The 13,166-nt window shown below is 70.3% G+C and carries 15 protein-coding genes and 1 pseudogene; 8 read left to right on the top strand and 8 right to left on the bottom strand.

Annotated features, from left to right (window positions below; all coding sequences use genetic code 11):
- Window positions 1-475, bottom strand: a 475-nt coding sequence (locus tag AB0J09_RS38115; protein ID WP_360701968.1) for an ATP-binding cassette domain-containing protein, incomplete at its 3' end; no start/stop codon positions are given.
- A 116-nt stretch (window positions 476-591) separates the two neighbouring features.
- Between AB0J09_RS38115 and AB0J09_RS38110 the strand changes: the two genes are divergently transcribed.
- The 6 genes and pseudogenes from AB0J09_RS38110 to AB0J09_RS38085 all read left to right on the top strand — a co-directional run bounded on the left by AB0J09_RS38110 (window position 592) and on the right by AB0J09_RS38085 (window position 4,703).
- A complete protein-coding gene (locus AB0J09_RS38110; RefSeq protein WP_360701965.1) occupies window positions 592-1,113 on the top strand; it encodes a DivIVA domain-containing protein in 522 nt (173 codons plus the stop codon).
- Window positions 1,114-1,116: 3 nt separating this feature from the next.
- Window positions 1,117-1,405 (top strand): annotated as a pseudogene (locus AB0J09_RS38105) (transposase); the annotation flags it as partial.
- Window positions 1,406-1,535: 130 nt separating this feature from the next.
- Complete coding sequence (locus tag AB0J09_RS38100) at window positions 1,536-2,816, top strand: flavin-dependent oxidoreductase (protein ID WP_360701963.1); 1,281 nt, start codon at window positions 1,536-1,538, stop codon at window positions 2,814-2,816.
- A gap of 70 nt (window positions 2,817-2,886) precedes the next feature.
- Window positions 2,887-3,105: a hypothetical protein gene (locus AB0J09_RS38095; RefSeq protein ID WP_360701961.1), complete on the top strand. Its 219-nt coding sequence runs from the start codon at window positions 2,887-2,889 to the stop codon at window positions 3,103-3,105.
- A 184-nt stretch (window positions 3,106-3,289) separates the two neighbouring features.
- Window positions 3,290-4,150 (top strand): SDR family NAD(P)-dependent oxidoreductase, encoded by an 861-nt coding sequence (locus tag AB0J09_RS38090; RefSeq protein WP_360701958.1) that lies wholly within the window; start codon window positions 3,290-3,292, stop codon window positions 4,148-4,150.
- A 10-nt stretch (window positions 4,151-4,160) separates the two neighbouring features.
- Window positions 4,161-4,703 (top strand): MerR family transcriptional regulator, encoded by a 543-nt coding sequence (locus tag AB0J09_RS38085; RefSeq protein ID WP_360701955.1) that lies wholly within the window; start codon window positions 4,161-4,163, stop codon window positions 4,701-4,703.
- A 133-nt stretch (window positions 4,704-4,836) separates the two neighbouring features.
- On the opposite strand, the gene AB0J09_RS38080 is transcribed toward AB0J09_RS38085, so the two are convergent.
- Complete coding sequence (locus AB0J09_RS38080) at window positions 4,837-5,484, bottom strand: HAD family hydrolase (protein ID WP_360701953.1); 648 nt, start codon at window positions 5,482-5,484, stop codon at window positions 4,837-4,839.
- Between the two features lie 19 nt (window positions 5,485-5,503).
- Here AB0J09_RS38080 and AB0J09_RS38075 point away from each other — a divergent pair, with 19 nt between their 5' ends.
- Window positions 5,504-5,986 carry a GNAT family N-acetyltransferase gene (locus AB0J09_RS38075; protein ID WP_360701950.1) on the top strand — a complete coding sequence of 161 codons (483 nt, stop codon included), beginning with the start codon at window positions 5,504-5,506 and terminating at the stop codon, window positions 5,984-5,986.
- A 60-nt stretch (window positions 5,987-6,046) separates the two neighbouring features.
- Here AB0J09_RS38075 and AB0J09_RS38070 read toward each other — a convergent pair whose 3' ends face one another.
- Both AB0J09_RS38070 and AB0J09_RS38065 read right to left on the bottom strand, forming a co-directional pair.
- The gene (locus tag AB0J09_RS38070) at window positions 6,047-7,591 is read right to left on the bottom strand and encodes an FAD-dependent monooxygenase (RefSeq protein WP_360701947.1); all 1,545 of its coding nucleotides are present in this window, start codon (window positions 7,589-7,591) and stop codon (window positions 6,047-6,049) included.
- Window positions 7,570-8,046, bottom strand: coding sequence for a hypothetical protein (locus AB0J09_RS38065; RefSeq protein ID WP_360701944.1), 477 nt, complete (start codon window positions 8,044-8,046; stop codon window positions 7,570-7,572). Before AB0J09_RS38065 ends, AB0J09_RS38070 begins: the two co-directional genes overlap by 22 nt.
- Window positions 8,047-8,110: 64 nt before the next feature.
- Between AB0J09_RS38065 and AB0J09_RS38060 the strand changes: the two genes are divergently transcribed.
- Window positions 8,111-8,713, top strand: coding sequence for a PadR family transcriptional regulator (locus AB0J09_RS38060; protein ID WP_360701943.1), 603 nt, complete (start codon window positions 8,111-8,113; stop codon window positions 8,711-8,713).
- Here AB0J09_RS38060 and AB0J09_RS38055 read toward each other — a convergent pair.
- The 4 genes from AB0J09_RS38055 to AB0J09_RS38040 all read right to left on the bottom strand — a co-directional run.
- Window positions 8,658-9,710 (bottom strand): AI-2E family transporter, encoded by a 1,053-nt coding sequence (locus tag AB0J09_RS38055; RefSeq protein WP_360701940.1) that lies wholly within the window; start codon window positions 9,708-9,710, stop codon window positions 8,658-8,660. The genes AB0J09_RS38060 and AB0J09_RS38055 overlap by 56 nt on opposite strands.
- Window positions 9,711-9,771: 61 nt before the next feature.
- Window positions 9,772-11,622, bottom strand: coding sequence for a 3D-(3,5/4)-trihydroxycyclohexane-1,2-dione acylhydrolase (decyclizing) (gene iolD / locus AB0J09_RS38050; RefSeq protein WP_360701937.1), 1,851 nt, complete (start codon window positions 11,620-11,622; stop codon window positions 9,772-9,774).
- Window positions 11,619-12,458 (bottom strand): 5-deoxy-glucuronate isomerase, encoded by an 840-nt coding sequence (gene iolB / locus AB0J09_RS38045; protein ID WP_360701934.1) that lies wholly within the window; start codon window positions 12,456-12,458, stop codon window positions 11,619-11,621. The genes iolD and iolB overlap by 4 nt, the downstream gene beginning before the upstream one ends.
- The coding region (locus tag AB0J09_RS38040; RefSeq protein ID WP_360701931.1) for a deoxyribose-phosphate aldolase at window positions 12,455-13,166 on the bottom strand (712 nt) is incomplete at its 5' end. The genes iolB and AB0J09_RS38040, both read right to left, overlap by 4 nt.

Below are 13,166 nucleotides of genomic sequence, written 5' to 3'. Positions count from 1 at the left end.
CGACCGAGGGCAGCGCCTCGCGGGTGTCGGCGTCGAGCCCGGCGAACGGCTCGTCCAGGATCAGCAGCCCCGGCTCGGCCATCAGCGCCTGGACCAGGCCGACCTTGTGCGCGCTGCCCTTCGACAGCTCGCCCAGGGGGACGTCGAGGAGGTGGCCCATGTTCAGGCGCTCGGTCCACGGCTCCCAGCGGGCGCCGCTCCGTACCTGGGCCATATGGCGGAGGTAGGCGGTCACCGTGAACGGCTGGGCGGTGGGGAACCGGTCGGGAGCGAAGCCGACGACCTCCGGGCGGCCGGTGATCGTGCCCGCGGTCGGCCGGGCCAGGCCGGACAGGAGCCGGAGCAGGGTCGACTTGCCTGCCCCGTTCATGCCGGTCAGCTCGATCACGTCGCCGCGGGCGAGCTGCGCGTCGGCGTCCTGGATGACTAAAGGACCACGCCTTCGGTAGCGGAAAGAGACCTTCGACAGCTGCATGATCCTGCAACGCTATATGTCAGGTCGCATCGTCGTGATAAAGAGCCTCACAATGGAGGCACCCCCAGCACGTTCTCAAAGGAGTGGGCTTGAATCGCTTTCCGCGCGTCATTGGTATGCGTTCAGGCTATGACCCCGCCGAGGTCGACGCCCTGATCGGGCGGATCGAGTCGACGCTCGGCAGGGGCCCGCACGCCATGGCGCCCGTCACGGCCGACGAAGTGCGCCGGGCTACGTTCCGCGCCAAGCGCGGCGGCTATCACGAGACCGCGGTCGACTTCGCTCTGGAGGCGTTCGTGGTGGCGCTGGAGACCCAGGCCAAGCGGCCGGTACGGCTGGCCATGGCCGAGCCGACCGGCGAGATGCTGCGCGAGGAGTGGTTCGAGACCCAGGCGGCCCGCGTCGAACGGGTGGCCTTCCGCCCGGGCCGCATGGGCACCGGCTACAACGAGGACGAGATCGACGTCTTCCTCGACCGCATCGTGGCCACCCTGCGCGGGACGACCGAGTTCCCCGTGACGGCCAAGGATGTGCGGGAGACGAAGTTCTCGACCGTGCTGTTCAGGTCCGGCTACCTGATCTCGGACGTGGACTCCTTCCTCGCGGGCATCGCGGACGTGCTGGAGCAGCGCAACTGATGTCCTGAGCGTCGCAGTCACCATTACGTGCGCTCGGGTACCACCACGCTGTTCGAGGCTCTCGACACGGTCACCGGGAAGGCCCTCGGCTCACTGCATCGCCGGCGCCGGACGGTGGAGTTCAAGAAGTTCCTCACCATCTCGACCGCGAGGTCCCCGCCCACCTGATCTGCGACAACCACGGCACCCACAAGAAGAAGTGGTTACCGGCCCACCCACGGTTCCGTCTGCACTTCACGCCCACCGGATCATCCTGGCTGAAGCTGGCGAGCGGTGGTTCGCAGAGCTGACCAGCGCCACGGGAAACCCGCCTGGATGCACCTGATGGCCATGCGACGGCGCAAGACCCTACTCCGGTACGGCCCGGCTGCGTCTCCCGGGAGACGCGGTATGACTTCCTAACTCCAGGGCACTGACCTGGCATGAATGCACTGGTCATCGGTGCCGGCATCGGAGGGCTTACGACGGCGCTCAGCCTGCACGCCGCAGGGATCGACTGCGCGATCGTGGAGGCGGTGCCGGACCTGCGGCCGCTGGGGGTCGGCATCAACCTGCAGCCGCACGCGGTGCGGGAACTGGTGGAGCTAGGCCTCAGCGAAGCACTGGAGGGGACTGGGATACCGACGAACGCCCTGATCTACACCAACCGGCATGGCGACGTGGTTCTCACACTTCCGCGCGGTCGGAACGCGGGATACCACTGGCCGCAGTACTCCATTCACCGTGGCCGCCTGCAGATGATCCTCCTCGATACAGTGCTGGAGCGGCTGGGCCCGGATGCGGTGAGCCTCGGCGTGGCCTTTGAAGACTTCGAGTACGGGGCGGGAGAAGCCGGTGCGGAGCCGGTGGGGGTACGGCTGCGCGAGGTGGCCACCGGCCGGACGGTGGTGCGGACGGCAGATGTGCTGGTCGGCGCCGACGGCCTCCACTCAACGGTCAGGGCGCGGCTGCATCCGGACGGCGATCCGCTGCGATGGAGCGGAATCACGATGTGGCGGGGCATCACGGAGTTGGAGTCATGTCTCGACGGGGCCTCCATGGTGGTCGCCGGGGCCGACGACGCGGCCAAGATCGTGGCGTACCCGATATGCGCGCAGACCCGCGCGCGGGGGCGGGCGCTGGTGAACTGGGTGGCCGAGGTGCGGGTGGCCGAGCCGGGGCCGGCGGTGGCCAAGGCAGACTGGCGGCGTGAGGGGCGGCTTGATGACGTGCTCCCGCATTTCGCCGGGTGGCGTCTGCCTTTCCTGGACGTGCCGGCGCTGATCGCCGGGGCCGGTCAAGTCCTGGAATACCCGATGGTGGACAGGGATCCACTGCCCCTTTGGGGCGTCGCCCGTGTGACGCTGGTGGGAGATGCGGCGCATCCGATGTATCCGGTGGGTTCCAACGGTGGTTCGCAGGCGGTTCTGGATGCGCGGTTCTTGGCCATGGCGCTCGCGCATGCCGGCGATCCGGTCAAGGGTTTGGCCGAATACGAAAGCCGACGCCGGACGGCGACTACCGATCTCGTCCTGGCCAGTCGGCGGTTCCCGGTGGACGAAACCGTCAAGCTGGTCGAACAACGGGCGCCCGGCGGTTTTTCTGACATCAGGGAGGTGATCACGGCGCAGGAGCTGTCCAGGATGGCGGACGCCCACAAGATAATCGCCGATATGGACGTCAAGACGCTCAATGAACGCCCGTCTTGGACCGTGCCCCAGTGACGGTGTCCCGGATCCGAGGCGACGTCCGAGATGCAACGGAGCGTCTCCGCCGGTGAAGGGGGCGAGAAGCATGAGCGCCGGCCGGCTGATCACCCAGACCGCCACGCATGCCGCGCGCTTGGTGAGCGAGGCGCTCGACATGGCCGGCGCACGGCGCTACCACTACGCCCTCCTGGCCACGTTGGAGGAGTTCGGTCCCTCGAGCCAGGCCGAACTCGGGCGGAGGTGCGCGATCGATCGCAGCTATGGGCGGGAAGGGCCATGCCGTACGGGCCCAGGACCCCGGTGAGCGCCGGCGGCTGCCCCAACTGATGGCCCGCGTGCTCGACCATCAGGCGCACCGCTGACCGGCCGGGCCGATCCGACAAGCGGCGGTCTGCCCCGGCCACGATCAAAGCGGCGCCCCGTGCGTGACCTGTTCGTGAACGCGCCAGTTTGCGTTCGAGCGCGCTCGAAACCATAGCGTTCCCGACATGACGACACAGACCTGGATCATCACCGGCGCGTCCCGCGGTTTCGGGCGCGCACTGGCGGAGTCGGCGCTCGCGGCGGGCGACCACGTGGTGGCGGCGGTGCGCCGGCCCGAGAGTGTGGCCGAACTGGAGCACAAGTACCCGGACAACTGCCTGATCGCGAAGTTCGACGCCCGGGACATCGCCGCGGCCGCCGACCTCGTGCGGGACACCCTCGACCGCTTCGGTCAGCTCGACGTGCTCGTCAACAACGCGGGCCGGGCCGTGGTCGGAGCGGTCGAGGAGGTCGGCGACGCGCAGTTGCGTGAGCTGATGGATCTGCACCTGTTCGGCCCTGCCGCGCTCGTCCGCGCGGCGCTGCCCGCGATGCGCGCGCGGGGCGCCGGGACGATCGTGCAGATGAGCAGCCAGGGCGGGCGGATGTCGTTCCCCGGCGTGTCGACGTACTCCGCGTCGAAGTTCGCCCTCGAAGGCTGGTCCGAGGCCCTGGCTGGGGAGGTCGCGCCGTTCGGGATCCGCGTGATGATCGTCGAGCCCAGCCGGTTCCGGACCGATTTCAACGCGGGCGACGTGCTCGAGTTCGCCGAAGCGTCGGATACCTACCGTGACGTGCTCGCCGCCGTCCGCGCGGACATGGCCGGGGCCGACGGCCTCCAGGAAGGTGATCCGGCGCGGGCGGCCGAGATCATCGTGTCCCTCGCGCACAGTGACGAGGTGCCGCTGCGGCTGCCGCTCGGGCGCGAGGCGGTCGAGCGGATCTCAGGTGTGTACCGGCGTGGCCTGGACGAGGTCGAGCGGTGGGCCGAGACCGCCCGCAGCGCCGACTTCGAGGGTGTCCCGGCATCGGTCCGGCCGATCTAGGCTGGCTGTCATGGCCACCGACGATCTGATGACCAGGGCGCTCCAAACGCTCGGGACCGACGGCCCGCCGTCGGTTGAGGCGATCCACCGCCTCACCGAGCTGGCCGACGTGCCCGAGTCGATGGTGATCGCTGAGGTCGCCGACCTCCTCGACATCTCGCCCCACACGCTGCGCTACTACGAGCGTGCCGGGCTGGTTGAGGTGGCCCGCGACAGCAACGGTCATCGCGTCTACGACGCCAAAGCGGTGCGGCGCCTGGTGTTCATCACCCGGATGCGGCTGTCCGGTATGCCGATGCGCGATCTGCAGCACTACATCTCGCTCGTCGACGCGGGGGAGCACACGGTGCCCGAGCGGCTCGACATGCTGCTCGAACATCGCGACACCACCCGCCGCCGGATCCGTGAGCTGACCCTCTCCCTCACGGCGATCGAGTACAAGATCGCCACGTACGGTGGCTCGACCGGGCCCGACGTTCAGGCCCTCGGCACCGCCACCGACCGCACGGCGCTGCCGCACGAACCGCTGCGACGGGCACTACCGGCAGGGTGAGGGACGCCGACGCTCGAAGGCGATCGGCCGGTCGCTGGGATCGGCCAACTGCTACATCGCCTTCGACCAGGTGGAAGTTCTCCCATTCCAGGTCCTTGAGCGTGGTTGACGCGACGTCTGACGTGCGGTGATTCTAGGCGTTCTCGACTGCCGCCAGCAGCCCGCCGAGGTCGGGCAGGACCTGCTGGATGATCTTCTCGTGCTCGGGACGTTCACCCTGGCGGTTGATCCACACCCGCGGGATGTCCAGCCGGTGCGCGGGGACCATGTCGTGGAAATAGCTCTGCGCCACATGCACCCATGTCGTCGGCTCGTACGAGCACCTGAACGCCTCGAAGTGCGCGTCGGACGGCTTGTAGGCGCCCACGTCCTCCGACGTCACCACCGCGTCGAACGGCACGGGCAGCCGCCGGCGTGTCTCGGCGACGAGGTCGCGGTCGCAGTTGGTGAGCAGCGCCAGGTGCCAGCCCGCCGCGCGCAGCGCCGACAGCTCGGCGCCGACCTCAGGGAAGACCGGCCAGTACGGGAGCGTGGTGCCCAGCACCGAGGCGTCGTCCTCGTTGAGCTCCACCTTCTCGTCGGCGCAGGCCCTGCGGAGTGCCTCGGCCATCACATGGCGGTAGCGGAGCGCCGGAGATTCGGCCTGCACGACGTGCTCGTGCCGGTTGTACGCCTCCAGCAGCCGCGCCCCTTGGCCCGGCGCGATCAGGTCGGCGCTGGTGCGGATCCCGTGCCGCCAGTCAACAAGTGTCCCGAAACAGTCGAACGTTGCCCATCGCATAGGTCCCATAATGATGCCCATGGCGATGTCCGTGCGTGCTGTCGAGCCACAAGATCTCGCTGACGTGACCTGGGTGTTGACCGAGAGCTGGGGCGGCTCCACGGTGGTCGCGATGGGCCGCGGCGAACTGGTCGACGCCGCCGCCCAGCCCGGTTTCGTCGCCGAGCTCGATGGCGAGCTGGCCGGGATCATCACCTACGCGCAGCGCGGCGACTCCGTGGAGATCATCACGATCAACGCCGTGATCCCCGGCAAGGGGGTCGGCGCCACGCTGCTCGACGCGGTACGCGCCGTGGCCACCGAGCGCGGGGCGGCCAGGCTCTGGCTGATCACCACCAATGACAACACCCACGCGCTGCGCTTCTACCAGCGCTACGGCTTCGACCTGGTCGCCCTGCACAGGCACGGCGTGGACCGCGCGCGGAAGCTCAAGCCCAGCATCCCCGCCGAGGCCGACGGCATCCCGATCCGGCACGAGCTGGAGCTGGAGCTCCCCCTCTGACCTCCGGCGTGCGAGCCGGGGGCCGTTGGGGGAGTCGGGGGCCCGGTTCCCGGGGCGGTGTCAGTGGAGGATCCGGTGGAGGGCGCTCTCCAGGCGCGCCGCGGGCGTGCCGCCGTCCCCTGGCTCGGGTGTGTCGGAGCGCCAGGCCACGTATCCGTCCGGGCGGACCAGGACGGCGTCGCAGCCGTAGCGGGACTCCCAGCGGCCCTCCACGTCGATCAGGTCCGGCCCGACCCGGTACGCCCGCACCCCCTCGACCGTCGCCCGCGCCCACGAATCCCCGCCGGGCCCGCACAGCAGCACGAACGAGTCGTGGAACAGGTCGTGCACGCCGATCCGCCGCCCGTCCATGTCCAGCCAGAGGTGCGGTGCCCGGGCGCCGGGGCGCGCGTGCTGTGACACCCCGTCGCCGAACACCGGGCCTGGCGCGGCCCCGATCATCGCCGTGGAGGCGTACCGCTGGCCGAGGATGGACGTGATCGGGTCCATCGGGTCTTCCTCGGGAGTGGGGCTGAACCTGGCGTTCTGGCTGCGTACGGTCAGGTCGGCCAGCTCCAGCGCCACCGGCCGGCGCTCGGCCTCGTACGTGTCGAGCAGCGCGTCCGAGGCCCGCCCCGCGAGCACCGCCGCGAGTTTCCAGGCCAGGTTGTGCGCGTCCTGGACTGCCGAGTTGGCGCCCAGCGCCTGGGCCGGCGGCCACACGTGCGCGGCGTCCCCGGCGAGGAAGACCCGGCCGGAACGGTAGCTGTCGGCCACGCCGACCGCCTCCGTCCACGACGCCTTGCTGACCAGCTCGACCGGTACGTCGCGGCCGATGAGAGCCTTGGCGGCGGTGACGCAGCGCTCGTCGGTGAAGTCGTCGGGCGATTCCTCGCGCGGGTCGTACATCAGGGACAGGCCCCAGTGGTCGCGCATCGCGTGGGAGACGAATCCTCCTGAGACCGGGCTGCCGGGTGCGCCGATCATCCAGAACAGGGCCCGCTTGGTGATGATGTCAGACAGGTCTGCTTTGAAGACGAAGGTCACGAAGTGGCGCAGGGGGCCGAGGCCGCTGCGGGCGATGCCGAGCCGCTCCCTGATGGCGCCGCCGTAGCCGTCGGCGCCGATCACGTACTGGGCCCTGATCGTGCGCCGCTCGCCGGTGGCGCGGTTGTCCACCACGGCCGTCACGCCGTCGTCGTCGGGCTCGATCGACTGGCACTGTGTGCCGAACCACAGCTCCGCGCCCCGGGCGCGGGCGGCCTCGATGAGGATCGGCTCGACCGTGCTCTGGTCGGCCATGCAGAACTCGCCGGCGGTCAGCTCGGGCAGCGCCCGCGGGAACTCGTCGCCGAACAACCAATGCCACTCGTCCACCAGCGTCGCGCAGCGGGCCACGCCGGCCTCCTCCTCGAAGGGCCGGCCCGCCTCCATCACGCGCTGCTCCAGGCCGAGCGGCCGGTAGATCTCGAGGGTGCGCGGGTTGATCCCCCTTGCCCTGCCCAGGATCGACGCGCCGGGGTGGCGGTCGACCAGCAGGCAGGGCACGCCCTGGTGGGAGAGGAAGAGCGCTGAGGCAAGACCCGCGTAGCCGCCCCCGACGATCAGGACCGGGACGTCTTGCACGATGCGGTCTCCAGGTTGCGCGCGGGGTCGTCGACCGTGGGGTGGGTGCGGTTCTTCTGGGCCTGGCGGACGTCGCGGAAGTACTCGCGGGACATCATCGCGGTGATGATCGCGACACCGCGGCGCTGGACGCGGACCTCGCTCGTGGCGGCCGTGCCGACCAGGCGGATCCGCCGCCCGGAGCCCTCGGTGGGCGCCTCATAGTCCTTGACCTTGCCTCTGCCGGTCCACTGCAGGTCCCAATGGTCGACGGTGGCGTCATCGGGAACCAGCAGCTTGACCACGCCGTGGTCGAGGTCCAGCCGGACCTCCACCTCGTCGGGCAGACCGGGGGAGCGCAGGTCGATGGTGCTCTTGCCGTAACGGTTGCGGACCTCGAAGCGGCCCGCGGTGGTCCAGTTGCCCAGACGCTTGGTGTCTGCGTGGTCGGTGTGGATTCGCTCAACATCGCTCATGGCTCGATAGTTGCACTGAAACTAGTCCTTCGTCAACTAGTAACTTTGGGGCTAGTATTGGTGCATGGCTCTCGACCGCGGCTCGCCGCTCGCTCTGACCGTGCTGGCCCTCCTGCGCTACCAGCCGCTGCATCCGTACGGCATCCAGCGCCTGCTCAAGCAGTGGGGCAAAGATCTGGTGGTCAACGTCGGCCAGCGGGCCGGCCTCTACCGGACCATCGACCGGCTGCTGGAGGGCGGCCTGATCAGGGTCCGCGAGACGGGGCGCGACCAGCAGTACCCCGAGCGCACGGTCTACGAGCTCACCGCCGAGGGCGAGGCGGCGTTGCGCAAGTGGCTGGACGAGATGCTCAGCACGCCCAAGCAGGAGTTCCCGCAGTTCCCCGCGGCACTGGCGAACGCTCTCCTGCTCGCCCCGGAAGAGCTGGCGGAGATATTCGAGCGGCGCGAGCAGGCGGTCGCCCAGACGCTGGCCGGACTGGACGCGGCCCTGGCCGCCGAAGCCGGCCTGCCGCGCGTCACCATGCTGGAGGTCGAATACCTGCGTGAGATGACGGCCGCGGAGGACCGGTGGCTCCGTGCCGTCATCGAGGACCTGCGGGCCGGGCGGCTCACCTGGTCGCTGGAGTCGTTGGAGGGGGCTGCGGGCGCGTGGGAGGCGTCTTGACCTCCGCATGATCGGCCGGGCCTCTCGAGTTCCGCAGCAGGGCCACGATCACTCCCGCCACCGGGGCGGCCAGGAACGCGCCTATGATGCCCGCGATCAGGCTGCCCACCGCGATGGCGAGCAGGATGATCGCTCCGGGCAGGTCCAGGGCCCTGCCGTAGATCTGCGGGGCCAGCACGTGCCCCTCGATCTGCTGCACCGCCACGGTCACCCCGACCACGATGAGCGCCACCAGCCAGCCCTTGGCCACGAACGCCACCACCGCGGCCAGCAGTCCCGCCGTGAACGCGCCCACCACCGGCAGGTACGCCCCGACGAACGTCAGCACCGCCAGCGGCAACGCGATCGGCACTCCCAGGAGCCACAGGGCCGAACCGATGAAGAGCGCGTCCACCGCGCCCACCATCGCGATCCCGCGGATGTAGCGGCCGATCACGGTGATGACCAGGTGACCGGCCTCGGTGAGGCGTTCCCTGGCCGAGGCGGGCGCGAGGTCCACGGCCCAGTGGAAGAGCCGGTCGCCGCCGTGCACGAAGTACACCGACAGGATGACCGCGAGCACCGCCCCGACGACGATCTCGCCCACCGTCCTGACCCCGGCCAGCGCGCCGGTGGTGATCTGGCGGCCCTGGCCTGTCAGGTAGTCCTTGGCCTGCGCCGCGAGCCGCCGCGGATCGAGGCCGTACCTGGCGGTCAGCTGGTGCAGGTTGTCGAGCAGCTTGCCGAAGCTGGTCCGCAGCTCGGACACGCTGTCAATGGTGGGCGGCACCACCAGCGCGAACAGGCCCGCCGCCAGCAGGAGGCCGCCCACGAAGACGATCACGGTGGACAGGGCGCGGTTCAGCCCGCGTGACCTGAGCCAGCGGGCAGCGGGCAGGAGCAGCGACGTGATGAACACGCCGATGACGATCGAGACCACCACCGTGCGCACGTGATAGAGGCAGAAGCCGGCCACCGCGATCAGCGCGACCCAACCGAGCAGCCGCCACGGCCTCATCCCCTGCCCCCTGTTCTGCCTGGTCAGAGGCGTTCCCCAGAGGGCTCGGCGGCAATCCTGGTCAGCCGGGCGGAGTGATGTGGGGACGCTGGGAGAGCTTGTTCACCTCGTACGTCTCCCGTGCCGCCTGGGTCGCGTCCGTCGTGCCGACCGCAGCCACGGGCACGTCCCACCACGCCTCAGAGGTGGGGGCGTCGTCCGCCATCGGGTCGGTTCGGACGTAGATCACCGTGGTCTCGCTCGCCGAGCGCGCCGCGTCGAGCGCCTTGCGCAGGTCGGAGACCGACTCGGGACGCAGCACCGACGCGCCGAGGCTGGCCGCGTTGGCGGCGAGGTCGACCGGCAGCGGGCCGCCGTCGAGGTGCCGGTACGAGGTGCCGAGCCGCTCCGCGCCGACGCTCTCCGACAGTCGTCCGATGGAGGCGAAGCCGGAGTTGTCCACCAGGACGACGATCAGCTTGATCCCCTCGGAGATCGCCGTGACGAGCTCCTGGGACATCATCAGGTACGAGCCGTCGCCCACCATGACGAACACCTCGCGCTCCGGCGCCGCCATCTTGACGCCCAGGCCGCCGGCGATCTCGTAGCCCATGCAGGAGTAGCCGTACTCGACGTGGTAGCTTCCCGGGCCGCTCGGGCGCCAGAGCTTGTGCAGGTCGCCGGGCATCGAACCGGCCGCGCACACCACCACGCCGTCGTCGCCCGCCGCGGCGTTGACCGCGCCGATCACCGCTGACTGGGGCAGCGGGGAGCCCTCCAGCGCGTACGCGTGGTCCACGGCCGCGTCCCACACCCGGGTCAGCTCGGCGGCCCGCACGCGGTAGGCGTCCGGCGGGCCGCTCCAGCCCGCGAACGCCTCGACCAGGTCCGCCAGCCCCTCGCGGGCGTCGGCCACGAGCTGCATGCCCGACAGCTTGGCGGCGTCGAAGGCGGTGATGTTGAGGTTCAGGAACCGGGCATCCGGCGCGAAGATCGTGCGGGAGGCCGTGGTGAAGTCGCTGTAGCGGGTGCCGACTCCGATGATCAGGTCGGCCTCGCGGGCCAGCGCGTTGGCCGCCGTGGTGCCGGTGGCGCCGATCGCCCCCATGGCGAGCGGGTGCCCGTACGGGAGCGCGCCCTTGCCGGCCTGCGTCTCGGCCACCGGGATGCCGTACGTCTCGGCGAAGATCCGCAGCTGCTCCGTGGCCTCGCTGTAGATCGTCCCGCCGCCCGCCACGATCAGCGGACGCTCGGCCGACTTGACCAGCTGGGCCGCCCTGAACACGGCGGCCCGCTCGGGGCCGGGCCTGGGGATGTGCCACACGCGGCGCGCGAACAGCTCGTCCGGCCAGTCGTACGCCTCCGCCTGCACGTCCTGCGGGAGCGCCAGCGTCACCGCGCCGGTCTCGGCGGGGTCGGTCAGCACGCGCATGGCGGCCAGCAGCGCGGACGGTAGCTGCTCGGGACGGTTGATCCGGTCCCAGTAGCGGGAGACCGGCTTGAAGCAGTCGTTGACGGAGATGTCGTACGAGCGCTGATCCTCCAGCTCCTGCAGCACCGGGCCCGCCACGCGGGTGGAGAAGATGTCGCCGGGCAGCAGCAGCACCGGCAGCCGGTTGATCGTCGCGCCGGCCGCGCCGGTGATCATGTTGGTCGCGCCGGGACCGATGGAGGTGGTGCAGGCCAGGGTGGCCAGGCGGTTGGAGGCCCGGGCGTAGGCGGCGGCCGTGTGGACCATGGCCTGCTCGTTGCGGCTCAGGTGGTAGGGGAGGTCCTCGGTGGAGGTGGCCAGCGCCTGGCCGAGCCCGGCGACGTTGCCGTGGCCGAAGATGCCGCAGACGCCGCCGAAGAACCTGTGCTCGACTCCGTCGCGCTCGCTCCACTGCTGGGCCAGGAAGCGTACGACGGCCTGCGCGACGGTCAACTGAGTCATGAGGTCCTCCCGAACGGCAGTCTGGAGTCGGTGGGCTGAGCTTCCCAGGAGGAGCGGATCCAGGCGTGGCGCGGGTCGTCGCAGAACGCCATCGAACGCTGCTCCGCCGGGCCCGCCAGGACGTTCAGGTAGTACAGGTCGTAGCCGGGGGCGGCCATGGAGGGGCCGTGGTAGCCGTACGGGACCAGGACGACGTCGCCCGAGGAGACCTCGGCCAGGGTGTCGATGTGGCCGCGCTCCGAGGAGTAGACGCGCTGGTATCCGATGCCCTGGTCGTTCACCTCGAAGTAGTAGATCTCCTCCAGGACCGCCTCGCCCGGATTATCGGTGTCGTGTTTGTGCGGCGGGTACGACGACCAGTTGCCGCCCGGGGTGAGGACCTCCACGGCCATGAGCTTGTGGCAGTCGAAGGCGTCGGGGGAGGCGAAGTTGTTCACCTGGCGGGTGGCCTGGCCGGCGCCGCGGATCTCGACCGAGACCTCGGCCGCGGCCACATAACGCGGCTCGAGGGCGCGGGTGGCGCGGGCCGAGGGCAGGGCGATCCGTCCGGCGCCCTCAAGGGTCACGTGGGTGCCGATCGGGATGTAGGCGAAGTCACTCGGCCCGTCGAACACCGAACGCCTGCCCGCCAGCACGAACGTATCGGCCGGGATCGTCACCGTGCAGGAGCCCGAGAGCGGGAGGACCAGCATCTCCTCGTCGCCCGTGTCGAAGGAGACAGGGGCGTCCGTCAGGTCCACGATGCGCAGGCCCGAGTACGTCCAGCCCGCCAGGGCCGGAGTGATCTCCACCGACCACGGGCCGGTGGCGGCCTTGCCGTACGGAATGTAGGTCATTTGTGAGCCTCCCGAACCAGGGCCGCGGCGCCGTCCACCGCGGTCGCCACGTCGTCGTCCGGCGGATAGAGCAGGGCGCGGCCCACCACGAGGCCCCGGACCCCGGGAAGGGCGAGGGCGCGGTGCCAGTCGGCGTAGGCGGCGTCGATGTCCGGCGGGTCCCCGCCGAGCAGCAGGGCGGGGAGCGTGGTGGCGGCCATCACGCGCTCCATCTCCGCCACGGCCGGGATCTTGAGCCAGGTGTACGCCGAGGTCGCGCCGAGCGCCTGGGCGACGCTGATCGCGCGGATCACGGCCTCGGGAGACAGGTCGTTGCGGACGGCCCCCGACTCCGTGCGCATCGACCAGAAGGGCTCCACCATGGCCATCAGGCGGTGGCGGGCCAGGTCCGTGACCGCGCGGGCGCAGGACTCCAGAGTCGACACGGTCGCGTGGTCGTTCGGGTCGATGCGGCAGAGCATCTTGCCGCCGTCCAGGCGCATCGCGTCGATCGAGGCCGCGTCGAAGCCGGTGAAGCGGTCGTCCAGCTCGAAGACCGAGCCCTGCAGGCCGCCCCTGTTCATGGAGCCGAAGGCCAGCTTGTTCTCCAGCGCGCCCAGCAGGAGCAGGTCCTCCAGCACGTCGGGCGAGGCCAGGATGCCGTCCACGCCGGGGCGGGCAAGTGCCGCCTGGAGGCGGTCGAGCAGGTCCGTGCGGCTGGCCATGGCC

The organism is Nonomuraea sp. NPDC049784 (assembly GCF_040659615.1).
Taxonomy (GTDB): Bacteria; Actinomycetota; Actinomycetes; order Streptosporangiales; family Streptosporangiaceae; genus Nonomuraea.
This window is presented reverse-complemented; position numbering and strand designations above follow the sequence as displayed.

Excerpts from the sequence above, each read along its gene's own strand:
- AB0J09_RS38110 (WP_360701965.1), top strand. The coding sequence starts at position 592 with ATGCGTTCAGGCTATGACCCCGCCGAGGTCGACGCCCTGATCGGGCGG.
- AB0J09_RS38100 (WP_360701963.1), top strand. The coding sequence starts at position 1,536 with ATGAATGCACTGGTCATCGGTGCCGGCATCGGAGGGCTTACGACGGCG.
- AB0J09_RS38095 (WP_360701961.1), top strand. The coding sequence starts at position 2,887 with ATGAGCGCCGGCCGGCTGATCACCCAGACCGCCACGCATGCCGCGCGC.
- AB0J09_RS38090 (WP_360701958.1), top strand. The coding sequence starts at position 3,290 with ATGACGACACAGACCTGGATCATCACCGGCGCGTCCCGCGGTTTCGGG.
- AB0J09_RS38085 (WP_360701955.1), top strand. The coding sequence starts at position 4,161 with ATGGCCACCGACGATCTGATGACCAGGGCGCTCCAAACGCTCGGGACC.
- AB0J09_RS38080 (WP_360701953.1), bottom strand. The coding sequence starts at position 5,484 with ATGCGATGGGCAACGTTCGACTGTTTCGGGACACTTGTTGACTGGCGG.
- AB0J09_RS38075 (WP_360701950.1), top strand. The coding sequence starts at position 5,504 with ATGGCGATGTCCGTGCGTGCTGTCGAGCCACAAGATCTCGCTGACGTG.
- AB0J09_RS38065 (WP_360701944.1), bottom strand. The coding sequence starts at position 8,046 with ATGAGCGATGTTGAGCGAATCCACACCGACCACGCAGACACCAAGCGT.
- AB0J09_RS38060 (WP_360701943.1), top strand. The coding sequence starts at position 8,111 with ATGGCTCTCGACCGCGGCTCGCCGCTCGCTCTGACCGTGCTGGCCCTC.
- AB0J09_RS38055 (WP_360701940.1), bottom strand. The coding sequence starts at position 9,710 with ATGAGGCCGTGGCGGCTGCTCGGTTGGGTCGCGCTGATCGCGGTGGCC.
- iolD (WP_360701937.1), bottom strand. The coding sequence starts at position 11,622 with ATGACTCAGTTGACCGTCGCGCAGGCCGTCGTACGCTTCCTGGCCCAG.
- iolB (WP_360701934.1), bottom strand. The coding sequence starts at position 12,458 with ATGACCTACATTCCGTACGGCAAGGCCGCCACCGGCCCGTGGTCGGTG.